Here is a 23362-nt window from a genome sequence, read left to right as displayed (position 1 = left end):
GGATCGTCCTTCGGGCGCAAGCGTGCTACAGGGCGCGGCAGCCGAAAACATTCCGTTTCGAACGATGACGCCGCGCCGACGGCGGCAGGGTCCGCGATCGTGAAGAAAGCCTACGTCAAGTCCTACGGCTGCCAGATGAACGCCTACGACGCCGGCCGCATGGCCGACGTGCTGGCGGCCGAGGGGTACAGCGCGACCGAGGCGGTGGAGGAGGCCGACATCGTCGTCCTCAACACCTGCCACATCCGCGAGAAGGCCGCCGAGAAGGTTTATTCCGAGCTTGGGCGGCTGCGCGTGCTCAAGGGCGAGCGTGCGGAAGCCGGCCAGGAGACCCAGATCGTCGTGGCGGGCTGCGTGGCGCAGGCGGAAGGCCGCGAAATCCTCTCCCGCGCGCCCGCGGTCGATGTGGTGGTCGGCCCGCAGAGCTATCACCGCCTGCCCGACCTGCTGCGTCGCTCGCGCGAGGGCCGCGTCGTCGACACCGAGTTTCCGCTGGAGGACAAATTCGACCACCTGCCGGCGCGGCGCAACCGCGGCGTCACCGGCTTCCTCACGGTGCAGGAGGGCTGCGACAAGTTCTGCGCCTTCTGCGTGGTGCCCTATACCCGCGGCGCCGAGGTGTCGCGCCCGGTCGCGGCGGTGGTCGAGGAGGCGCGCCGCCTCGTCGCCGATGGCGTCCGCGAGATCACGCTGATCGGCCAGAACGTCAACGCCTATCACGGCGACGGGGCCGACGGCGCGCCCGCCACCCTCGGCGTCCTGATGGACGCGCTGTCCGGGGTGCCGGGCCTGCTGCGCCTGCGCTACACCACGAGCCACCCCAACGACTTCGCGGATGATCTCATCAACGCGCACGAAAAGAACCCGCTGGTGATGCCCTACCTGCATCTGCCGGTACAGTCGGGCTCGGATCGCATCCTGAACGCGATGAACCGGCGCCACACCGGCGATGCCTATCGCCGGTTGATCGAGCGCATCCGGCATGCGCGCCCCGACATCGCCCTGTCCTCGGACTTCATCGTCGGCTTCCCCGGCGAGACCGACGCGGATTTTTCCGAGACCATGCGGCTCGTGTCCGACATCGGCTTCGCCGCGGCGTTCTCGTTCAAGTACAGCCCACGGGCCGGCACGCCCGCGGCCGAGCGCGAGGACGCGGTGCCGGAGAGCGTGAAGACCGAGCGGCTGGCGGCCTTGCAAAAGCTGCTCGATGCGCAGCGCCACGCCTTCAACGAGGCGGCGGTCGGCACGATCACGGAAATTCTGGTCGAGAAGGCCGGGCGCCATCCGGGGCAGGTCGCGGGCAAGACGCCGCAGCTCCAGGCGTTGCAGTTCGATGCGCCCGCTTCCACCATCGGCACGTTGGTGCCGGTGCGGATCGTCAGGTCAGGCTCGAACAGCCTGTTCGGCGAACTTCTGCCCGATGCGGCCGCCGCCGCGTGACCTATATAAGGAAGCACCGAGGCAGGAATCTCCTGAGTGCCGATTGACGTTGCGTCCGCCCGCGGCCCCGCCGGCCGCGGCAAAGCCCCTTCCGCCGGGCGCCCCGGCCTCGCCGAGACCGTCGAGGTCTCGCTGACCTTCGACGACAACCGCCTCGCCAGCCTCGTCTTCGGCCAGTACGACCAGAACGTCGCGCATATCGAGCGGCGGCTCGGCATCACCGGCACGGCGCTCGGCAACCACCTCGTGCTCAAGGGCGCCCCCGACGCGGCGGAAAAGGCCCGGCGGGTATTCGAGCGGCTCTACGCCCGCGTCCAGAAGGGCGGCACGACGCTGACCGTGGGCGACGTCGATGGGGTGATCCAAGAGGTCACCGTCCAGGGCAACCTGTTCCCGTCCGCCGAGATCGCGGCGGACCCCGGCCGCGAGCATTTCGAGCAGATCGCCACCCGCAAGCGCGGCGCCGTGCGCGCCCGCAACGCGGCGCAGAGCGAGTACATCAAGCTTCTACGCGCGAACGAGCTGGTGTTTGCCGAAGGGCCGGCGGGCACCGGCAAGACCTGGCTCGCCGTCGGCCACGCGGTCTCGCTGCTGGAGCAGGGCCATGCCGAGCGCCTGATCCTGTCGCGCCCCGCGGTCGAGGCCGGCGAGCGGCTCGGCTTCCTCCCCGGCGACATGCGCGAAAAGGTCGATCCGTACCTGCGGCCGATCTACGACGCGCTCTACGACTTCATGGAGGCCCGCCACGTCGACCGCGGCCTCCAGACCGGCATCATCGAAATCGCTCCGCTCGCCTTCATGCGGGGGCGCACGCTGACCAACGCCGTGGTGCTGCTGGACGAGGCGCAGAACACCACCTCGATGCAGATGAAGATGTTCCTGACGCGATTGGGCGAGAATTCGCGCATGATCATCACCGGCGACCCGAGCCAGATCGACCTGCCGCCGGGCCAGAAATCGGGGCTGGTGGAGGCGGTCAACGTGCTCGACGGCGTCGAGGGGATCGGCCGGGTGCGCTTCCGCGACGTGGACGTGGTCCGCCACGACCTCGTGCGCCGCATTGTGACGGCCTACGAGAAGGCCGCCCACGGCGAGGGCGAGCACGACCGCAACCCGAACCCGCGGCGTCGGCCGCTGGCGTAAGCCGGGATCTCTCGTCAGGCTCCGCCTCGCGAGGACGGCGCGAGAGCGGAGGCGATCACCCCAAAAAAATCAGCGCAGCGGCGGCGAGAGATAGGCCGGGGCCAGCATGTAGGTCTCGGAGTTCCGGCGCGGACCGTTCGGCGTCAGCACCTTCATGTCGTTGTAGTAGTCGTTGCCGGTCATGCCGAAGCTGCCGCCGTTCATCACGGTCGGCACCGGCACGGCGCCGATGGCGCGGAGATCCCGGCCGTCCTTGCTGATCGGCGGACCGGCGAAACGGCCGGTGTCCGGATTCACCTGGTAGACCTGTGGGCCGGTGCCGCCGCCGTAGAGGAGGTCGCCCACGCCCTGGGCGAGGGCGGTGTCGGCGACGGTCAACCCGAGCAGGGCGGCGAGGGCGAGGCGGGCATGGGCCAAGGTATGGGCCAAAGGCGACTCCTTTTCCGAAGGGCGTCTGTCTCGGCTCCCCCACGGGGACGGGAGGGCGCTGTCTGTCGGCTTCGATCAAGTCCGAGATGTGACAAGAAATCCTTGCCGCTCAGCCCTTCGACTGGAGCACCGTGCGCCGCTCGCGCAGGCGCGGCTCGCAGCCGGTGCGGTAGGCGTTCAGCACGAACGGCTTCGTCGTGCAGTCGTAGGCCTCGTCGGGCGAGGGCGCGGGCACGGGATCGCGGGCCACGATCGGGTGGGGAGCGCAGGCGCCGGTGGCGGCGCCGGCGAGCGCCAGGGCGGCGAAGAGCTTCAGGCGGCGCATGCGAATCCTCAGGGCGCATTCCGCCGCCGGGCTAAAAACCCGGCAGCGGAACGGGAGAAGACCCTGCGGACGGCGAGGCCCACTGACAAGCTTCCCCGTGCGCTCGCGCGGGGAGCGGGGCCCGATTGCGCGGGGCTGTCGCCCCGCCGCAACAATCACACCGCCTTCTGCATCGGCACGACGTTGTGCAGCGTGCGGTCGGAATTGTCGAAGAAGCGGCGGATGTTGCGCGCGGCCTGCCGGATGCGCTGCTCGTTCTCGACCAGCGCGATGCGGACGTAATCGTCGCCGTGCTCGCCGAAGCCGATGCCCGGTGCCACCGCCACGTCGGACTTCTCCAAGAGCAGCTTCGAGAATTCCAGGCTGCCGAGTGGCCGGTACTTTTCCGGGATCGGCACCCAGGCGAACATCGAGGCCTGCGGCACCGGCAGCGTCCAGCCGGCCTTGCCGAACGATTCGATCAGCGCGTCGCGGCGTTTCTTGTAGGTCGCCCGCATCTCCTTGATGCAGTCGTCCGGCCCGTTGAGCGCGGCGGTGGCCGCCACCTGGATCGGCGTGAAGGCGCCGTAATCGAGATAGGACTTCACCCGCGTCAGCGCCGCGAGCAGCCGCTCGTTGCCGACCGCGAAGCCCATGCGCCAGCCGGCCATGGAGAAGGTCTTGGACAGCGAGGTGAACTCCACCGTCACGTCCATGGCGCCCGGCACCTGCAGCACCGAGGGCGGCGGGTTGGCATCGTCGAAATAGACCTCGGCGTAGGCGAGGTCGGAGAGCAGGATCAGTTCGTGCTTCTTCGCGAACGCGACGAGGTCGCGGTAGAAATCGAGGTTCGCGACGTAGGCCGTCGGATTCGAGGGGTAGCAGACCACCAGCGCGACCGGCTTGGGGATCGAGTGGACCACCGCCTTCTCCAGCGCCGGGAACATCGCCGGCGTCGGCTCGGCTGGCACGGAGCGGATCACGCCGCCCGCCATCAGGAAGCCGAAGGCGTGGATCGGATAGCTCGGGTTCGGCACCAGCACCACGTCGCCCGGCGCGGTGATCGCCTGGGCCATGTTGGCGAAGCCCTCCTTGGAGCCCAGCGTCGCCACGACCTGCGTGTCGGGGTTCAGGCTCACGCCGAAGCGGCGCTGGTAGTAGCCGGCCTGGGCCCGGCGCAGGCCGGCGATGCCCTTCGAGGCGGAATAGCGGTCGGTGCGCGGTTTGCCCGCGGTCTCGACCAGCTTCTCGATGACGTGGCGCGGCGCGTCGAGGTCGGGGTTGCCCATGCCGAGATCGATGATGTCGGCGCCCTGGGCCCGGGCGGCGGCCTTGATCCGGTTCACCTGCTCGAAGACGTAAGGCGGAAGGCGCTTGATGCGGTGAAAATCGGTCATGGGTTCTGTCCGGTGTCGCGGAACGCTTCCCTCCGCATCGCGTCGGCGGCAGGGAATCGGAGTGTTTACCATCGGCGCGCTGATGCGCCGATGGTTTTTTGTTTGGGCCTCAACCGCCGGCGGCTTCCTGCTTGGCCTCAGTCGCCGGCGCCCGCGTCCGCGGGCTTAGGCTTTCGCTCCGCTAGACGCCTCGGCGTGGCCGAGGCCGCTGCGCGCGGCGCTCTCCGCGCCGGGTCATCCGGCGCTGCCGCACGACTGGTCCTGATTCCGTCGCCGGTTATTGCGGCGGGGCGAGCCCTTGAGCCGTGGCCTTGGCCGCGCTCTCGGCGGCCCGGCCCTTGGCCTCGTTGCGGCTGCGGGCGCCCTCCAGTTCGGATTGGAGCGCCTTGAGCCCCTCGGCGTTGCGGGTGCGGGCCGGCCGCGGTGCCGATTCGCCGACCGGCATGAAGGTGGCGTCGGCCTTGCGCGAGCCCGCGACGAAATCCGGGGCCTGCGTCTCCTTCGGGCCGTAGCCCGCGCCGACGAAGGCCGCCTTCATCGGGTTGACGTCGCTGGAGCAGCCGGCGGCGAGCGCCGGAACCGACAGGGCGAGGGCCAGAGATCGGGCAGCAACGCGAAAAGTCCGGCTCACGAGCATGACATCGGTCTGGAAATGGGACCTGGGGACGGCGACATGTCCTGCCTGGAGCGTTAACTTGTCGGAAACGAGGCTCGCGGCGCCCTTTCGGGCGAACAGGCGGGCCGATGCGGGAGGACGGACACGCGTGGCCACGGAGCGGACCAGCCCGGCAGCACCGGATTTCGAGACGATCGCGCGCAATGCCAACCAGCTCGCCGAGAGCTTCCGGCAATCGGCCCTGCAGCCGTTCGAGCGGATGGGGCAGGGCGGGGCGGCGCAGGGCGGCAACGAAATCGACGAGATGACCCGCACCCTCACCAAGGTCGCCGAGACCTGGCTGAGCGATCCCGAGAAGGCCGTGCGGGCCCAGACCCGGCTGACCGAATCCTTCGCCGCCCTGTGGGCCTCCACCGCCGCGCGGATGCAAGGGCAGCAGCCCGTGCCCGTCGCCGCGCCGGACGCGAAGGACAAGCGCTTCGCCCACGAGGATTGGATCAAGAACCCGGTCTTCGACCTCATCAAGCAGAGCTACTTCATCTTCAGCCGCTGGGCCGAGGAGATGGTCGAGAAGGCCGAGGGGCTCGACGAGCACACCCGTCACAAGGCCGAGTTCTACCTGCGCCAGCTGCTCTCGGCCTACTCGCCGTCGAACTTCGTGATGACCAATCCCGAACTCCTGCGCCAGACGCTGGAGGAGGGCGGCGCGAACCTCATGCGCGGCATGAAGATGCTGCAGGAGGACATCCAGGCCGGCGGCGGTCAGCTGCGCGTGCGCCAGACCGATCTCGCCGCCTTCACCTTCGGCGAGGACGTGGCGGTGACGCCGGGCGAGGTGGTGTTCCGCAACGACCTCATGGAGTTGATCCAGTACGCGCCCAAGACCGAGACGGTCCTGAAGCGCCCGCTGCTGATCGTGCCGCCCTGGATCAACAAGTTCTACATCCTCGATCTCAACCCGCAGAAGAGCCTCATCGGCTGGATGGTCTCCCAAGGGTTGACCGTGTTCGTGATCTCCTGGGTCAACCCGGACGAGCGCCATCGCGACAAGGACTTCGAGTCCTACATGCGCGAGGGCATCGAGACGGCCATCGACATGATCGGCGTCGCCACCGGCGAGAGCGAGGTCGCGGCGGCGGGCTATTGCGTCGGCGGCACGCTGCTCGCCGTGACGCTGGCCTATCAGGCCGCCACCGGCAACCGCCGCATCAAGAATGCGACCTTCCTGACCACGCAGGTCGACTTCACCCATGCGGGCGACCTCAAGGTCTTCGCCGACGAGGAGCAGATCAAGCAGATCGAGGGGCGGATGGCCGAGCGCGGCTATCTCGAAGGCGCGCGCATGGCCAATGCCTTCAACATGCTGCGGCCCAACGACCTGATCTGGTCCCACGTCGTCAACAATTACGTGAAGGGCAAGCCGCCCCAGGCTTTCGACCTCCTGTACTGGAATGCCGACGCCACGCGGATGCCGGCGGCCAATCACTCGTTCTATCTCCGCAACTGCTACCTCAACAACACGCTCGCCAAGGGCCAGATGGTGCTCGGCAACGTGCGCCTCGACCTGAAGAAGGTGAAGATCCCCATCTTCAACCTCGCCACCCGCGAGGACCACATCGCCCCGGCCCTCTCGGTGTTCGAGGGCTCGGGCAAGTTCGGCGGCAAGGTCGATTACGTGCTCGCGGGCTCGGGGCATATCGCCGGCGTGGTCAACCCGCCGGGCAAGAAGCCCAAATACGGCTTCCGCACCGGCGGTCCCGCCAAGGGCAAGTTCGAGGAGTGGGTCACGAACTCGACCGAGCACGAGGGCTCGTGGTGGCCCTACTGGTTCAAGTGGATCGAGGAACAGGCCCCCGAGCGCGTTCCCGCCCGGATCCCCGGCGCGGGCGCTCTGCCCTCGCTGGCGCCCGCCCCGGGGACCTATGTGCGGATGAAATCGTAGGCGCGGGCTTTTCGCGGGCAGGGCGGCTTTCACCTGATCGCCCGGCTGCCGCCTCTCCCCGTCATCGCGAGGCGGAGGCGTAAGCCCTCGAGGGCTCCGCCCCATCCGACCCGATCGCGCCGTCGATGACGGGACGGCCGAAATCGTCTGGCACGAACTCCGACTGATCTCCCTTCGGGATTGCGGAGTTCGACGGCACTCGGGCGCCGCACGGTCTCGGCGATGCCGCGCTCGGGATCGCCCCGCGACGACGGGGTCGGAGCGGAAGCCGACGCAACCGGCGGATCGAACGGTCGTTCACGCCTGGAACGACAGCACCGCCCGCGTGCCGGGACGGCCCGGCGCGTAGGTGAGGGCGGAGCGCAGGTTCGCGGCCATCGCCCGGATGATGCGCGAGCCCAGCCCCGTGCCCTTGGCCTCGCCCTCGCCGGTCCAGCCGATCCCGTCGTCCTCGACCGCGAGGAAGAGCGTGTCGGGGTCCTGGCGCTCGACCGTGACGCGGATCTCGCCCGCGGCATCGGCCGGATAGGCGTATTTGTAGGCGTTGGTGACGAGTTCGGTGACGACGACGCCGAGCGACACCGCCTTGTCGGTGGCGAGACGGATCGGTTCGGCCTTGAGCCGGATGGCGTGGTCGCGGCCCGAGGCCTTCATGGCGAGCTGCAGTTCCTCCACGAGGCCGGTCAGGTAGGCGTCGAGTTCCACCGCCTCGACGTCCTGGGAGGTGTAGAGGCGGCGATGGATGCCGGCGATGGCCGAGATGCGCGCCTGCATCTCCTCCAGGGCCTCCTTGGCGGCCGGGTCCTTGACGGCGCTGGTCTGCATCCGGGCGAGCGCGGCGACCAAAGTCAGCGAGTTGGCGACGCGGTGGTTGACCTCGCGCAGGAGCATCTCGGCCCGGTCGCGGGCCTCGCGCACGGCGGCCTCCGCCCGCTCCTTGTCCCGGCGCATCGCTTCGGCGCGGAGCGCCGTGCCGATCGCCTCGCCGAGCAGCTCGCGGAATTGGCCCTGCACGTCCTTCCAAACGTAATCGACCGCGCCCGCCTTCAGGGCGGCGACGGCAACGCGGCTGTCCTCCGAACCGGTGACGTAGACGACCGGCGGCGCGTCGGGCAGGGCGCGGATCGCGGGCAGCAGGTCGAGGCCGGTCTGGCCCGGCATGTGATGGTCGAGGGCGACGAGGTCGATCCCGCCCGCGCGCAGCCGCGTCAGCCCGGCCTCGCCGTCCAGCACGACCTCGACCGCGTAGCCGCGGGTCTGCAGCGCCCGCTGCACGAGGCGGCCGAGGCCCGGATCGTCGTCGATGTAGAGGATGCGGCCCTGGGGCGGCGCGGGCGTTCCGGTCATGGGTTTTCGGGGACCTGCATGACCGAGAAGAACAGTCCGAGCTGGCGGATCGCGTTCGAGAAGCCTTCGTAGTTGACCGGCTTGGTGATGTAGACGTTGGCGCCGAGATCGTAGCAGCGCTGGACCTCGCGGGCGTCGTCGGTCGTGGTCAGGACCACGACGGGCGAGCGACGGGTATGCGGGTTGGCCTTGATCCGCTCCAGGATGTCGATGCCGGTCATGTCCGGCAGGTTGAGGTCGAGCAGGACGAGGAGATGGCGCCGCGCGCTCACCTCGCCGGTCCCGTCGGGGCCGAGCAGGTATTCGAGCGCCGAGGTGCCGTCGCGGAACGGCACGATCTCGTTGTTCACGCCCGCGCGGCGGATGTTGCGCTCGATCAGGCGGGCATGGCCCTCGTCGTCCTCGATCATCACGATGCAGACGGGATGCATGTCGGTCTCCATCGTCATTCCGCGGCGAGCCGTACCGGGGCCGTCGCGGTCTCGACGGCTGTAGCCGCCCCGCGGGGCAGCGTCACCGTGAAGGTGGTGCCTTCTCCGAGCTTCGAGGCGAGTTCGATCCGCCCGTCGAGCGCCCGCACCAGCGCCTTCACGTGGGCGAGCCCGATGCCGTCGCCGGGCTGGTCCTGCTGGCCGGAGCGGCGAAACAGCTCGAACACGCGGGCATGGTCCTTCTCGGCGATGCCGCGTCCGTTGTCGGAAACGGCGAAGCGGACGCGCTTGCCGGGGGCGGGCTTGGCCGACACCTCGATCCGGCCGGGCCGGGCGGGATCGAGGTATTTCAAGGCGTTGTCGATCAGGTTGGCGAAGATCTGCTCCACCGCGAGCCGGTCGGCCGTGATGACCGGCAGGTCGGGGGAGACGGTGACGCGGGCGCCGCGGCGCTCGGCCTGATGGCGCTGCGCGTCGGCGATGCCCTGCAGCAGCGCGGTCATGTCGAGGGTCTCGGCGTCGAAGCGGCGCCGGCCCTCGCGCGACAGCTTGAGGATCGCCGCGATCAGCCCTTCCATCTTGGTGATGGCCGCGCCGATGAAGCCGAGCGCCTCGGCCATGTCGGCATCGATCCGCTCCGCCTGCGGATGGTCGCCGAGGGCGTCGCGCACGTCCGCGCGGGTCGCCTCCAGCTCGCTGGTGAAGCCCATCACGTTGACGAGCGGCGCCCGCAGGTCGTGGCTGACGATGTAGGCGTAGCGCTGGATCTCCTCGTTCGATTCGCGCAGCTCTCCTTCCACCTCGCGCTGCTCGGTGATGTCGGTGTGGACGCCGACCCATTCGCGGATCGCACCGTGCGCATCGAGGACCGGGACCGCGCGGATCGCGAAGTGGCGCCACGTGCCGTCGCCGGCCCGCACCCGATGCTCGTGGACGAAGGTGCGGCGCGCGGCCACCGTGCGGTTCCATTCGTCGATGCTCGCCTGCCGGTCGTCCGGATGGACGGCCTCGGCCCAGCCGTAGCCCTCGTATTCGGCCCTCGTCTGGCCGGTCAGCGCCGCCCAGCCCGGCTGCTCGCCGGTCATCCGGCCCTGCGGGTCGTTGGTCCAGAGGACGCCGCGCACGGCCCGGACCGCGGCGCGGAAGCGCTCCTCGCTCGCCTGCAGCTCGCCGCCGATCCGCTGCTGGTCGATCGAGGAGGCGAGGATCGCCAGGAACAGGATGACGAAGGTGGCGCCCGCCACCGCCAGCGCGAGGTTCTGCTGGTCCATGCTGGTGGCGGCAATGTGGGTGGCGTGCGCGCCGCCTTCCTCCGCCGTGATCGTCGCCGCCGCCATGCCGGTGTAGTGCATGCCGGCGACCGCCGCGCCCATCAGGCAGGCGGCACCGAGCTTCTGCCAGGGATTGCTCGGACGGAACGTGAGCCACAGGGCGGCGGTGGCCGCGCTCACCGCGATGGCGACCGAGAGCGCGACGATGGAGGGGCTGAAGGCGAGGCTGCCGTGCACCTGCATCGCCGCCATGCCGGTGTAGTGCATCGCGGCGACGCCGAGCCCCATCACCGGCCCGGCGACGAGGACGTCCCGGTCGCGGGCCTGCGCGCGGGCGACGTAGGCGAGCGCCGTGCCGGTGAAGCCGACGGCGATGGCGAGCGAGAGGACCGTCAGTCCGAGATGATAGGTGGCCGGCAGGCCCATCTCGAAGGCCAGCATGCCGACGAAGTGCATCGACCAGATGCCGCCGCCCATCGCCAGCGCCGCCCCGGTCAGCCACGCGAGCCGCGCCGTCGCGGTCGCGCCGCGCACCCGCCCGCCGAGATCGAGGGCCGTGTAGGCGGCGAACACCGCGATGGCGATGGACAGGGCGACGAGCGCCGGATTGTAGCCTGTGGGGACCATCGTGTTCGTGTCGAGCGCCGCCCGGAGGCGCCGCCTCAGGCTACCCGGTCGCGGCGCGAGGCGCCATCGCCATCCGTGCCCGGCCCAGGGCAATCGCCCGAAGCCGCTTATGCGGCTTCGCGGCGCGAAGAGCGCCGCGCGGAGCGGGCTTTTCGGACATCTGTCCTGAAAAGCGTCGAGCGGAGCGAAAGCCCAAGGTGACCCCACTTCCGCGGAGGCGGGCGCCGGCGACTGAGGCGTGTCGACAAAACCAGGGACATCGCTTCACGCGATTGCCCTGGTGGCCGGCCGGGCTGCGCGGCATCCGAGCGTCAAGGTTAACCGAATGTAGAGCGATGGGCCTCAAGGTCCGTGCCGGGGCGACGCCGCTCCGGGGGCTTGGATCGTCGGGCGAGCAGCCGAACCGATCCGCCGACCGGCCGGCGCCGCCACCTTCGGGCCGTCAGGCCGGACCCTCCGACGCCACTTTCCTTCCGACCACGGTCCCGCCGATGCCCGCCTCCCACAATCCCTTCGCCTTCCGCCACCTCACCGGCCTCGATGTGCGGGTGAAGGTCGTCGATGTCGGCGCCAACCCGATCGACGGGGCCGCGCCCTACGCGGGCCTCGTCGACGAGGGTTCGGCGGAGGTCGTCGGCTTCGAGCCGAATCTCGAAGCCCTCGCCCGGCTCGACGCGATGAAGGGCCCAAACGAGACCTACCTGCCGCACGCGGTCGGCGACGGCGGGCGCCACACCCTCCACATCTGCCGCCAGCAGGGCATGAGCTCGCTCCTGACGCCCGACCCGGCGGTGCTCGCCTGCTTTTTCGGCTTCCCCGTCTGGGGCGAGGTGATCGAGACCCGCGAGGTCGACACCGTGCGCCTCGACGACGTGCCGGCCACTGCGGGGCTCGACTATCTCAAGATCGACATCCAGGGCGGCGAGCTGATGGTGTTCCGCAACGCGCTGGCGCGCCTGAGCGAGGCCAGCGTGATCCACACCGAGGTGGAGTTCGTGCCGCTCTATGCCGGCCAGCCGCTGTTCTCGGACGTCGACCAGTTCCTGCGTGCCCAGGGCTTCGTGTTCCACCGCTTCCACCCGGACGTGGTGAGCCGGATCGTCCGCCCGCTCCTGAACGAGAACGACGTCTACGCGCCGATGAGCCAGGCGGTGTGGGCCGACGCGCTGTTCATCCGCGACTTCACCCGGCCGGAACTGCTGACGGAGCGGCAGCTCCTGTCGACCGCCAAGATCCTGCACGACTGCTACCAGTCGTTCGACATCTGCGCCCGGCTCCTGCAGGAGCACGACCGCCGCCACGGCGGCCGCCTGCTCGACACCTATCTCACCGGCCTGCACCGGGCCGCCGGCCGGCAGGCGGCCTGAGGGGCGGGCATCGACGCCATGTCCGAGGCCGCTGCCCGAACCCCGCACCGCCCCGACAGGAGCTTGCCGTGAACGCGCCGGCCTCCTTCCTGCTCTCGCGCCATCACACGGCGATCCGCTGCCTGTTCGTGATGGCGCTTCACCGGGGCGTCCAGCTCAGGCCCGAGGCCATCGCCGGGATCAGCGAGGAGGACCCGACCGGCTCGATGCTGGGGGTGATGGAATCCTCCGGGCTGGAGGGCAAGCTCCTGCACAGGCGGCGCTGGAAGCACCTCGCCGCCATGGGCGGCGCGTGGCCGGTGATGGCGCTGCAGAAGGGCGGCAACTGGGTTCTCGTCACCGATTCCGCCGACGGCCCCGACGGCCCCAGTGTGATGGTGCTCGATCCCCAGACCGAGGCCCAGGGCGGCCTTCCGGTCGCGCGCGACAGATTCGTGGAGGAATGGTCCGGCACGCTGCTGCTGTGCCGTCCGGCCAAGGCGAAGCCCGCCGAGCCCGAGACCTTCGGCCTGAGCTGGTTCGTCCCCGAGATCCTGCGCGAGCGGCGCTACCTGCGCGACGTGGCGGTCGCGGCCGTGATGGCGACGATCATCGGATTCGCCACCCCGCTGACCTTCCAGGTGCTGATCGACAAGGCGCTCGGCCACCAGAGCTACCGGACGCTCGGCGCGATCATGCTGATCGCCGCGATCCTGATCCTGTTCGACGGCCTGTTCGCCTACGTGCGGCAGTACCTGATGCTGTACGTCACCAACAAGGTCGATGCGCGGCTCGCCACCCGCACCTTCCGGCACATGCTGCACCTGCCGCTGCACTTCTTCGAGGGGCAGAGCGCGGGCGCGCTGACGCGCAACCTTCAGCAGACCGAGACGATCCGCCAGTTCCTCACCGGCCGCCTGTTCCAGGCCGCGCTCGATGCGGTGACGCTGCCGCTGACCCTGGCGCTGCTCGCCTTCTACTCGGGCAAGCTGACGATCGTCGTTCTGGTGTTCTCGCTCGCCATCGCGGCGGTGATCGGGGCCATCGTGCCGATCTTCCGCCATCACCTGCAGCGGCTCTATCAGGCGGAAGGGTCGCGCCAGTCCCACCTCGTCGAGACGATCCACGGCATGCGCACCGTGAAGTCGCTGGCGCTGGAGCCGGCCCGGCTCAAGGAATGGGACACCACGGTCGCGACCGGCGTGGCCCGCCGCGCCGCGGTGGGGCGGCTCGCGGCCTTCGCCAACGTGATGACCACGGGGCTGGAGAAGAGCATGCAGCTCTGCGTGCTGGGCTTAGGCGCGCTGGACGTATTCGACGGCTCGCTCAGCATCGGCGCGCTGATCGCCTTCAACATGGTGGCCGGCCGCGTCACCGGCCCGCTGATCCAGATCGTGGCGCTCGTCAACGAATCGCAGGAGACGCGGCTCGCCGTCGAGATGCTCGGCACGGTGATGACCCACCCGCTGGAGCGCGATCCGTCGCAATCGGGCATGAAGCCCGAGCTGACCGGGCGGATGGAGTTCGAGGAGGTCACCTACCGCTATCCGGGCGCCGCCGCGCCGGCGCTCGACGGCGTCGGCTTCACCGTCGAGCCGGGGCAGGTGATCGGGATCGTCGGGCGCTCCGGCTCGGGCAAGACCACGGTGACGCGGCTGATCCAGGGCATCCAGACCGCGCAGGGCGGGGCGATCCGCCTCGACGGGATCGACCTGCGCCAGATCGACCTGGCCCATCTGCGCCGCCAGATCGGCGTCGTGCTCCAGGAGAACTTCCTGTTCCGCGGCACCATCCGCGAGAACATCGCCGCCGCGCGCCCCGACGCCACCATCGCCGAGATCGTCGAGGCGGCCCGGATGGCGGGCGCCGCCGAGTTCATCGAGCGCCTGCCCGCCTCCTACGACACGCTGGTGCAGGAGAACGGGGCCAACTTCTCCGGCGGCCAGCGCCAGCGCATCGCCATCGCCCGGGCCCTCGTCGTGCAGCCGCGCCTGCTCATCTTCGACGAGGCGACCAGCGCGCTCGATCCCGAGAGCGAGGCGATCGTGCAGGAGCATCTCGCCGAGATCGCGCTCGGGCGCACCATGGTCATCGTCTCGCACCGCCTGACCTCGCTGGTGACGGCCGACAAGATCCTCGTGCTCGACCGCGGCCGGGTCGTCGATTGCGCGCCGCACGCGGAGCTCGTCGAGCGCTGCGAGGTCTATCAGCGCCTCTGGCACCAGCAGACCAGGCATTTCAAGTGATGCTGCGCCGCTCGAAGGCGCCGGACGCGCCAAGCCTCCCCCCGGCCCGCCGCGCGCGGATCAACGGGCCCGCCGCCTGGACCCGGCGCACCGTCGACGGCGCCGCCCGGGCGCGGGCGGCGATGCGCGAGGAGCCGCAGGACCTCGACGCGCTCTTCGCCGAGCGCCCGCCCGGCGCCATGCGGCTCACCCTCTACGGCGTCGTCGCGCTGATCGCGGCGCTCACGCTCGCCGCCTCCCTCGTGAAGGTCGACATCATCGTCTCGTCCTCGGGGCGCCTTCTCGCCGACGCCCCGAACGTGGTGCTCCAGCCGCTCCAGCTCTCGATCATCCGCGAGCTGCGGGTGAAGGCCGGCGACACCGTGCGCAAGGGCGACGTGCTCGCCCGCCTCGATCCGACCTTCGCCCTGGCCGACCGCACCGCGCTCGCCGCGCAGCAGGAGGCCTTGCGCGCTGAACTGGAGCGGCTGGAGGCCGAACTCGCCGGGGAACCGCCGCGCTTCAGCGGGCAGGGGCCGGACGTCGCGCTCCAGACGAGCCTGCACCGGCAGCGCGGCTCGCAGTTCGAGGCGCAGCTGCGCTCGTTCGACGCCGAGATCGCCCGGCTCACGGGCAGCCTCGCGGCGGCCGGCGTCAACGCCAAGTCGGCCGAGCTGCAATTCGACGTCTATTCCGAACTGGAGCAGATGTATTCGCAGCTCTACAAGAAGACCGTCGCCTCGCGGGTCCAGTATCTCGGCGCCTCGGTGAGCCGCCTCAAGGCCGAGCGCGACAAGCAGGAAGAGGACAACCGCCGCAACGAGCTGGAGAATCAGCTCGCGGCCAAGCGCGCCGAGCGGCAGGTGTTCGTCGATCGCTGGCGCAGCGAGCTGATGGAGGCGCTGGTCAAGGCGCGGAAGGAGGAGAAGAGCGTCTCCGAGAGCCTCGTGAAGGCCAACCGGATGAACGACCTCGTCGTGCTGACCGCGCCCGAGGACGGCGTCGTGCTCGATCTCGCCCGCCGCTCGGTCGGCTCGGTGGTGCAGCCGGCCGAACCGGTGCTGACGCTGCTGCCCCTCGACGCGCCGCTCTTCGCCGAGGTGATGATCGGCGCCGGTGACGCCGGCTACGCCAAGCCCGGCGACGAGGTGATGGTGAAGCTCGACGCCTTCCCCTACCAGCGCCACGGCACCCTGTCGGGCCGCCTGCGCTCGGTCAGGATGGAGACGGCGCAGAGCCCGAACGGGGGGCCGAACGCCTCGGTCCTGACCCATCGCGGGCAGGTCGATCTGACCGGCGACCATCTGCGCGCGCTGCCCGAGGGCACGCGGCCGATCCCCGGCATGAGCGTGACCGCCGAGATCAAGGTCGGCACCCGCAGCGTGATCTCCTACTTCATCTATCCGCTGATCCGGGGCTTCGACGAGAGCATCCGCGAGCCGTGACATCCCGCGGCCGCGGCTGAAGCCTTGATCTCGACCGACACCGTTACCCGATGATTCATCAAGACCGCGAATGGTCTTGACGAGCGTTGTAACGGCCGCGTTTCGGCAACCGACTTAAACCGGCTTTAACGCGTCGCCCCGCATATCGGACCAAAGGGCGTCCATCGCGCTGAAAGGCCGGACGCGGGGCAGACGGTATCGGGACGACGGCTGCGGACTCCGAGCGGGTCCGGCGAGGCCCGTCCCGAGACGCGACGCCCCGCCCGACCGGCCCGCCGGCTCCGACCCCTCCAGAGACAATCTCCGCTCCGCCTCGTCCCGACCGAGGCGACGGATTACGGCCGCCCGCCGGCGGCAGCACTTTTCGGGTGTTGGAGCGGACCGTGGCCTCGATCATCACCGACCTCACGACCACGCAAGTCGCGCAGCTCTCGACGACGACGATCGCCGGGCTGACCACCACGGACATCGCCGCCTTCGCCGCGACCCAGATCGAGGTGCTGACCTCGACCCAGCTCGGCGTGCTGACCACGACCAACCTCGCGCGGATCAACACCACGCAGCTCGCGGGCCTCACGAGCGTGCAGCTCGACGCCCTCACCTCGACCCAGCTGCGGGCCGTCACCACGACGCAGATCGGCGCGCTGACGACGACCCAGCTCTCCGCCCTCCAGACGGACGACATCGGCGCCTTCACCACGACCCAGCTCGGCAGCTTCTCGACCACGCAGGTCGGCTCGCTCACCTCGACCCAGCTCGGCGGCCTGACCACCACCGCGGTCACCGCCCTGACGACGACCCAGCTCACCGGCCTGAATGCCGGGCAGCTCGACGCCCTCACCTCGACCCAACTCGGCGCGCTCTCGACCACGCAGCTCGCGAGCCTCAGCACCACGCAGGTCGGCGGCCTGACCTCGACCGACATCGACAGCCTCACCTCGACCCAGGTGGCGGCCCTGACCACGACCCAGGTCGGCGCCCTGACGATCAACCAGATCGGCGGCCTCAGCTCGACCGATGTCGGCGCCCTGACCACGACGCAGGTCGGCACCCTCACGGCGACGCAGCTCAACGCCCTGTCCTCGGCCCAGCTCGGCGGCCTGACCACCACCCAGATCGGCCGGTTCACGACGACCCAGCTCGGCGGCCTGACCTCGGCCGACCTGAAGGCGCTCTCGACGACGCAGCTCGGCGGGCTCACCACCACCCAGATCGGTGCCGTGACCGCGACGCAGCTCAGCGGCCTGACCTCGACCCAGGTCGGCGCGCTCTCGACCACCCAGCTCAACGGCCTGACCACCACGGGGCTGGGCTCCCTCTCGACCGGGCAGCTCGGCGGCCTCACCACCACGACGATCGGCGGGCTCACCACCACCGTGCTCGGCGGCATCAAGACCGCTCAGCTCGGCGGGCTCACCACCACCCAGGTCGGCGGCTTCACCACCACCCAGCTCTCCAACCTGACGACGACCCAGCTCGTCGGCTTCAAGACCGCTCAGGTCGGCGCGCTCTCCACCACCCAGCTCAACGGCCTGACCTCGACCCAGATCGGCGGCATCGGCACCGTCTCGCTCGGCGGCCTGACCACGACCCAGATCGGCGGCCTCACCACGACCCTGCTCGGCGGCCTGAAGGCGACGCAGCTCGACGCGCTCTCCTCGGTCCAGCTCGGCGGGCTCACCACCACCCAGCTCGGCGCGTTCTCGACCACGCAGATCAGGGGCCTCTCTGCCACCGACCTCAAGGGTCTGACCACGACCCAGATCGGCGGACTGACCACGACGCAGGTCGGCGCGCTCACCACCACCCAGGTCGGCGGACTGACCTCGCTGCAGCTCGGCGCGCTCACCACCACGCAGCTCGGCGGGCTCACCACCACCCAGCTCGGCGCGCTGGGCACCGCCCAGCTCGGCGACCTCTCCACCACCGATCTCGCCGCCCTGACGACGACCCAGCTCGGCGGCTTCAAGACCACGCAGCTCGGCGCGCTCTCCACGACGCAGGTCGGCGGCCTGACCACGACCCAGCTGTCGAACCTGACGACGAACCAGCTCGGCGGCCTGAAGACCAATCAGCTCGGCGCCCTCTCGACGACCCAGCTCAACGGCCTGACCACCACCCAGATCGGTGCGATCTCGGTGCCGCAGCTCGGCGGCCTGACCTCGACCCAGCTCGGCGGCCTCACCACCACCGCCCTGACCGGCCTCGGCGCGACCCAGCTCGACGCGCTCTCCTCGGTCCAGCTCGGCGGCCTGACCACCACCCAGCTCGGCTCGCTCTCGACCACCCAGCTGAAGGGTCTCTCCTCCACCGACATGAAGGCCCTCTCGACGACGCAGCTCGGCGGGCTCACCACCACGCAGATCGGCGCCATCACGGCGACCCAGCTCACCGGCCTGACCTCGACCCAGGTCGGCGCGCTCTCGACGACGCAGCTCAACGGCCTGACCACCACGGGGCTAGGCTCCCTCTCGACCGGGCAGCTCGGCGGCCTCACCACCACCAAGATCGGCGCGCTCACCACCACCGTGCTCGGCGGCATCAAGACCGCTCAGCTCGGCGGGCTCACCACCACCCAGGTCGGCGGGTTCACCACGACCCAGCTCTCCAACCTGACGACGACCCAGCTCGGCGGCTTCAAGACCGCTCAGGTCGGCGCGCTCTCCACGACCCAGCTCAACGGCCTGACCTCGACCCAGTTCGGCGGCCTGAGCACCGTCTCGCTCGGCGGCCTGACCACGACCCAGATCGGCGGCCTCACCACCACGCTGCTCGGCGGCCTCAAGGCGACGCAGCTCGACGCGCTGTCCTCGATCCAGCTCGGCGGGCTCACCACCACCCAGATCGGCGCGTTCTCGACCACGCAGATCGGCGGCCTGAACTCGACCGACCTGAAGGTTCTCACCACGACCCAGGTCGGCGGGCTGACCACGACGCAGATCGGCGGGCTGACCACCGCGCAGGTCGGCGGACTGACCTCGCTGCAGCTCGGCGCGCTCACCACCACGCAGCTCGGCGGCCTGACGACCACCCAGCTCGGCGTCCTCGGTACGGCGCAGCTCGGCGACCTCTCCACCACCGATCTCGCCGGCCTCACGACGACCCAGCTCGGCGGCCTGAAATCCGTCCAGCTCGGCGCGCTCTCCACGACGCAGGTCGGCGGCCTCACCACCACCCAGCTGGCGAACCTGACCACCTCCCAGCTCGCCGGCCTCAAGACCGCCCAGCTCGGCGCGCTCTCCACGACCCAGCTCAACGGCCTGACCACCACCGCGCTCGGCGCGTTGTCGCTGCCGCAGCTCGGCGGCCTGACCTCGACCCAGGTCGGAGGCCTCACCACCACTGCCCTGACCGGCCTGAAGGCGACGCAGCTCGACGGGCTGAGCACGACCCAGCTCGGCGGCCTCACCACGACCCAGCTCGGCTCGCTCTCGACCACGCAGGTCAAGGGCCTCGCCTCGGCCGACCTGAAGAGCCTCACCACGACGCAGATCGGCGGCCTGACCTCGACCCAGCTCGGCGCGATCTCCACGACGCAGCTCGGCGGCCTGACCTCGACCCAGCTCGGCGCGCTCTCCACCACCCAGCTCGACGGGCTGACCTCGGCGCAGGTCGGCGCCCTGTCGACCGGTCAGATCGGCGGCCTCTCGACGACCGACGTGGCGAGCCTTTCCACGACGCAGATCGGCGGGCTCCGGACGGCGCAAATCGCGGCGCTGACCACGACGCAGGCCGGCGCGATCACCTCGACCGGACTCGGCGCGCTCACCACGACGCAGCTCGGCGGCCTGACCTCGGCGCAGCTCGGTACGCTCTCCACCACCCAGGTCGACGGGCTCACCTCGACGCAGCTCGGAGCCCTGACGACGGGCCAGCTGAAGGGGCTGAGCACGACGCAGCTCGGCAGCCTGTCCACCACCCAGTTGGGCGGCCTCAAGGCGGCGCATCTCGCCTCCCTGACCACGACGCAGCTCGGCGGCCTCACCACCACCGAAGTCGCCGCGCTGTCGACGACCCAGCTCGTCGGCGTCTCGGGCACCCAGCTCGACGCGCTGACCTCGACCCAGCTGCGGGCGCTCACCACGACCCAGCTCGGCGCGCTGAGCACGACGCAGGTCAAGGGACTGTCCTCCACCGATTTCGGCGATCTGACCACGACCCAGATCGGCGGGCTCACGGCCACCCAGATCAAGAACCTCTCGACCGGCCAGATCGGCGGCCTCACCTCCACCGGCGTGGGCACGCTGACGACGACGCAGGTCGGCGGACTTCTCGGCACGCAGCTCGACGCGCTGACGACGACGCAGCTCGGCGGCCTCACCACCACCCAGCTCGCCGCGCTGACGACGACGCAGGTCGCGGGCTTCAGCTCGTCGGATCTCGGCGCCCTGACGACGACCCAGCTCCAGAGCCTGACCACGACGCAGCTCGGCAGTCTCACGTCGAGCCAGATCAAGGGACTGGCCAGCACCGAAGTCGGCGCGCTCACCACCACGCAGATCGGCGGGTTCAAGTCGACCCAGCTCGACGCCCTGACCTCGACCCAGCTCGGCGGCCTCACCACCACCCAGCTCGGCTCGCTGACCACGACCCAGCTGCGCGGCCTGACCTCGACCGACATCGGCGACCTGACCTCGACCCAGATCGGCGGCCTGACCTCGACCCAGATCGGCGCCCTGACCACGACCCAGGTCAAGGGACTGGCCTCCACGGATATCGGGGCGCTCTCGACCACCCAGGTCGGCGGCTTGACCTCCACCGAGATGTCGGCGCTGACGACGACCCAGATCGGCGGCTTCAGCTCGACCCAGGTGGGTGCGCTGTCGTCCACCCAGGCCAAGGGCCTGAACTCGGTCGCGATCGCCGCCCTGACGACGACGCAGATCGACGGTCTGAGCACGACGGTTCTCCGCTCCCTGAGCAAGAACCAGATCGCGGGCCTCAGCTCGACGGACATCACCTCGCTGACCACGACCCAGGGCAGCGCCTTCACCTCGACGCAGATCGCCGGGATGTCGAACAACCAGGTGAACGCCCTCGTCACCCTGATGGGGGCCTGATCCCCGATCCCGGCGCCCCGGCGCCGGGTCCTTCGCGGCTCCGCGCCGCCGGTCACGACCCGAGACGGTCGCGGCCGGCGGCGTCGGCCGTTGGGCTCGGCGCGAATGGGGTGCCGAACCGGCCGTCCGGCGAAACCTGTTCCGCGCGATCGAAACCGGCCGTTAACCAAAGCCTGACCTGATGCGGCGGGGTTCTCGACAGATCTCGCAGGACGTCCCCGCGGCGGGACGCCCGCCGGGACGGGCGGGACCTTCGGCGAACATCGCGTTGGCGGGCACGATCATGGCGGCAGGACAGGCGGACACCCCGGCGGGCACCCACCCGATGGCCGAGCTTCACGAGCGGGAACTGGCGCGCATCCGATCCGGCCAGCTCGACCTCGCCGGCCTCATCCACGTCACCGAGACGCTGAAGCAGGGCGGCCGGCCCGAGTTGGCGATCGAGCCGTACAAGAGCTGGATCGCCCTCAACCCGGATCATCCGCTGCTCTACGCGGCGATGTTCAACTACGGCATGGCCCTGTCCGACCAGAAGGACGTGACCGGCGCCGTGAACGTGCTGCGCGAGACGGTGCGGCTCAAGCCCGACTTCTACGCGGCACAGATCAACCTCGGCAGCGCGCTGGAGCGCCTGGGTCAGGTCGGCGCCGCCGTGACCGCCTGGAACGGCGTGTCGACCGCCCTCCCGGCGCTGACCGGCGAGAACCTGAACTTCAAGACCATCGCCCTGAAGCAGCTCGGCCGGGTCCTCGAGACCTCCAACAGCGACGCGCTGGCCGAGGATTCCCTTCGCCAGTCGCTGGAGCTGAACCCGCACCAGCCCGACGTGATCCAGCACTGGATCGCGCTCCGCCAGCGCCAGTGCAAGTGGCCGCTGGTCGAGGATGTCGGCCAGGTGAAGAAGGCCGAGATCGTCGCCGGCATCTCGCCGCTCTCGGCCGCCTGCTACACCGACGATCCGGTCTTCCTGCTCGCCAATTCCCACCGCTACTGCCGCACCTCGATCGGGCTCTCCGTCGATCCGGCCGAGGCGCTGCCGCCGCTCGATCCGCGCCAGCGCCGTCCGGGCCCGCTGCGGATCGGCTACGTCTCGTCGGATTTCCGCGAGCACGCGGTCGGCTTCTCGATGACCGAGGTGATGGAGCAGCACGACCGCACGGTCTGCGAGGTGTTCGCCTATTACTGCGGCGTCCCGGCCGCCGACGCGACGCACCAGCGCACCAAGGCCGCGGTCGACCATTGGCACGACCTGACCGGAATCTCCGATCCCGACGCCGCCCGGCTGATCCGGGCGCACGGCATCGACATCCTGGTCGACCTCAACGGCTACACCAAAGACGCGCGCACCCGCGTCTTCGCCCTGCGCCCGGCCCCGGTCTCGGTTAACTGGTTCGGCTTCCCCGGCACGATGGCCTCGCCGTTCCACCACTACCTCGTGGCCGACGAGACGATTCTTCCGCGCGAACTCGAATACACCGTCTCGGAGAGCGTGCTGCGGCTGCCCTGCTACCAGCCCAACGACCGCCGCCGCACTGTCGCCGCCGAGCGCCCGAGCCGGGCCGATCTCGGCCTGCCCGAGGGCGCCTTCGTCTACTGCTCGCTGAACGGCATGCAGAAGATCACCGAGCGCGTCTTTTCGCGATGGATGGCGATCCTGGCGGACGTGCCGGGCAGCGTGCTGTGGCTCCTCGCCGGCACCGAGGAGGCCAACGAGCGCCTGCGGCAGGCGGCGGCCGCCCGCGGCGTCGCGCCGGAGCGTCTGGTCTTCGCCGACAAGCGGGCCAACCCGCACCATCTCGCCCGTTACCCGCAGGCGGACCTGTTCCTCGACACCTTCCCCTACGGCTCGCACACCACCGCCGCGGACGCCCTGTGGATGGGCGTGCCGGTGCTGACGCTGCTGGGCCGCAGCTTCGCCGCGCGGGTCTGCGCCAGCCTCGTGCGGGCGGCGGGCATCGGCGAAACGGTCTGCACGACGGGCGAGGACTACGTCGCCCGCGCGGTCGCCTACGGCCGCGATCCGGCGAGCCTGCGGCCGCTGCGCGAGCGGCTGCTCGCCGGCCGCGACACCTGCCTCCTGTTCGACACGCCGCTCCTCGTGCGCCGCCTCGAAGGCCTCTACGGCCAGATGGCCCAGGCGGCGGCCAACGACGTGCTGCCGGTGCCGCGCCTGCGCGGGCTCGACCTCGCCCACGAGTTCGGCACCGGCCTCGCCCTGGCCGACAGCGAGACGCTGGACGACGCGGCCTACCGCGCGCTCTACGGCCGCCACCTGCGCGAGACCGCCGCGGTCTACGGCGGCGACGCCCTCGCCGACATGCTGTGACGAGCCGTGAGGA

General features: G+C 70.2%; 15 protein-coding genes. 8 read left to right on the top strand and 7 right to left on the bottom strand.

Annotation, left to right across the window (positions count from 1 at the left end; genetic code table 11):
- Positions 1–99 precede the first annotated feature (99 nt).
- Both miaB and HNR00_RS16935 read left to right on the top strand, forming a co-directional pair.
- On the top strand, positions 100–1440 hold the full coding sequence (gene miaB / locus HNR00_RS16940) for a tRNA (N6-isopentenyl adenosine(37)-C2)-methylthiotransferase MiaB (RefSeq protein WP_183571411.1): 1341 nt from the start codon (positions 100–102) through the stop codon (positions 1438–1440).
- Between the two features lie 36 nt (positions 1441–1476).
- On the top strand, positions 1477–2583 hold the full coding sequence (locus HNR00_RS16935) for a PhoH family protein (RefSeq protein WP_183571409.1): 1107 nt from the start codon (positions 1477–1479) through the stop codon (positions 2581–2583).
- A gap of 69 nt (positions 2584–2652) precedes the next feature.
- Here the strand turns inward: HNR00_RS16935 and HNR00_RS16930 are convergent, their stop codons facing one another.
- From HNR00_RS16930 to HNR00_RS16915, 4 genes are all read right to left on the bottom strand, one after another.
- The gene (locus HNR00_RS16930) at positions 2653–3012 is read right to left on the bottom strand and encodes a hypothetical protein (RefSeq protein ID WP_246390743.1); all 360 of its coding nucleotides are present in this window, start codon (positions 3010–3012) and stop codon (positions 2653–2655) included.
- 109 nt (positions 3013–3121) lie between these two features.
- Complete coding sequence (locus tag HNR00_RS16925; RefSeq protein WP_183571407.1) at positions 3122–3337, bottom strand: hypothetical protein; 216 nt, start codon at positions 3335–3337, stop codon at positions 3122–3124.
- 155 nt (positions 3338–3492) lie between these two features.
- Positions 3493–4713 carry an LL-diaminopimelate aminotransferase gene (locus HNR00_RS16920; RefSeq protein WP_183571405.1) on the bottom strand — a complete coding sequence of 407 codons (1221 nt, stop codon included), beginning with the start codon at positions 4711–4713 and terminating at the stop codon, positions 3493–3495.
- A gap of 277 nt (positions 4714–4990) precedes the next feature.
- The gene (locus tag HNR00_RS16915; RefSeq protein WP_376770393.1) at positions 4991–5344 is read right to left on the bottom strand and encodes a hypothetical protein; all 354 of its coding nucleotides are present in this window, start codon (positions 5342–5344) and stop codon (positions 4991–4993) included.
- Positions 5345–5477: 133 nt separating this feature from the next.
- On the opposite strand from HNR00_RS16915, the gene HNR00_RS16910 reads away from it, so the two are divergent.
- Positions 5478–7271 (top strand): PHA/PHB synthase family protein, encoded by a 1794-nt coding sequence (locus HNR00_RS16910; protein ID WP_183571401.1) that lies wholly within the window; start codon positions 5478–5480, stop codon positions 7269–7271.
- A 297-nt stretch (positions 7272–7568) separates the two neighbouring features.
- Here the strand turns inward: HNR00_RS16910 and HNR00_RS16905 are convergent, their stop codons facing one another.
- Genes HNR00_RS16905 through HNR00_RS16895 form a run of 3 tightly spaced genes read right to left on the bottom strand, consistent with a single transcriptional unit; the run spans position 7569 to position 10947 of the window.
- Entirely contained in the window at positions 7569–8618 is a 1050-nt protein-coding gene (locus tag HNR00_RS16905) for a sensor histidine kinase (RefSeq protein ID WP_183571399.1), read from the bottom strand.
- Positions 8615–9049 (bottom strand): response regulator, encoded by a 435-nt coding sequence (locus HNR00_RS16900; RefSeq protein ID WP_246390758.1) that lies wholly within the window; start codon positions 9047–9049, stop codon positions 8615–8617. Before HNR00_RS16900 ends, HNR00_RS16905 begins: the two co-directional genes overlap by 4 nt.
- Positions 9050–9063: 14 nt before the next feature.
- Complete coding sequence (locus HNR00_RS16895; protein ID WP_183571395.1) at positions 9064–10947, bottom strand: sensor histidine kinase; 1884 nt, start codon at positions 10945–10947, stop codon at positions 9064–9066.
- A gap of 491 nt (positions 10948–11438) precedes the next feature.
- Here HNR00_RS16895 and HNR00_RS16890 point away from each other — a divergent pair, with 491 nt between their 5' ends.
- The 5 genes from HNR00_RS16890 to HNR00_RS16870 all read left to right on the top strand — a co-directional run bounded on the left by HNR00_RS16890 (position 11439) and on the right by HNR00_RS16870 (position 23349).
- Positions 11439–12314 carry an FkbM family methyltransferase gene (locus tag HNR00_RS16890; RefSeq protein ID WP_183571392.1) on the top strand — a complete coding sequence of 292 codons (876 nt, stop codon included), beginning with the start codon at positions 11439–11441 and terminating at the stop codon, positions 12312–12314.
- Positions 12315–12445: 131 nt separating this feature from the next.
- Positions 12446–14539 (top strand): peptidase domain-containing ABC transporter, encoded by a 2094-nt coding sequence (locus HNR00_RS16885; protein WP_183571456.1) that lies wholly within the window; start codon positions 12446–12448, stop codon positions 14537–14539.
- Positions 14539–15963 (top strand): HlyD family type I secretion periplasmic adaptor subunit, encoded by a 1425-nt coding sequence (locus HNR00_RS16880; RefSeq protein WP_183571390.1) that lies wholly within the window; start codon positions 14539–14541, stop codon positions 15961–15963. The genes HNR00_RS16885 and HNR00_RS16880 overlap by 1 nt, the downstream gene beginning before the upstream one ends.
- A gap of 383 nt (positions 15964–16346) precedes the next feature.
- Positions 16347–21023 carry a beta strand repeat-containing protein gene (locus HNR00_RS16875; protein ID WP_183571388.1) on the top strand — a complete coding sequence of 1559 codons (4677 nt, stop codon included), beginning with the start codon at positions 16347–16349 and terminating at the stop codon, positions 21021–21023.
- A gap of 268 nt (positions 21024–21291) precedes the next feature.
- A complete protein-coding gene (locus tag HNR00_RS16870) occupies positions 21292–23349 on the top strand; it encodes an O-linked N-acetylglucosamine transferase, SPINDLY family protein (protein WP_246390739.1) in 2058 nt (685 codons plus the stop codon).
- Positions 23350–23362 lie beyond the last annotated feature (13 nt).

This window comes from Methylorubrum rhodinum (assembly GCF_014199935.1).
Classification (GTDB): Bacteria; Pseudomonadota; Alphaproteobacteria; order Rhizobiales; family Beijerinckiaceae; genus Methylobacterium; species Methylobacterium rhodinum.
This window is presented reverse-complemented; position numbering and strand designations above follow the sequence as displayed.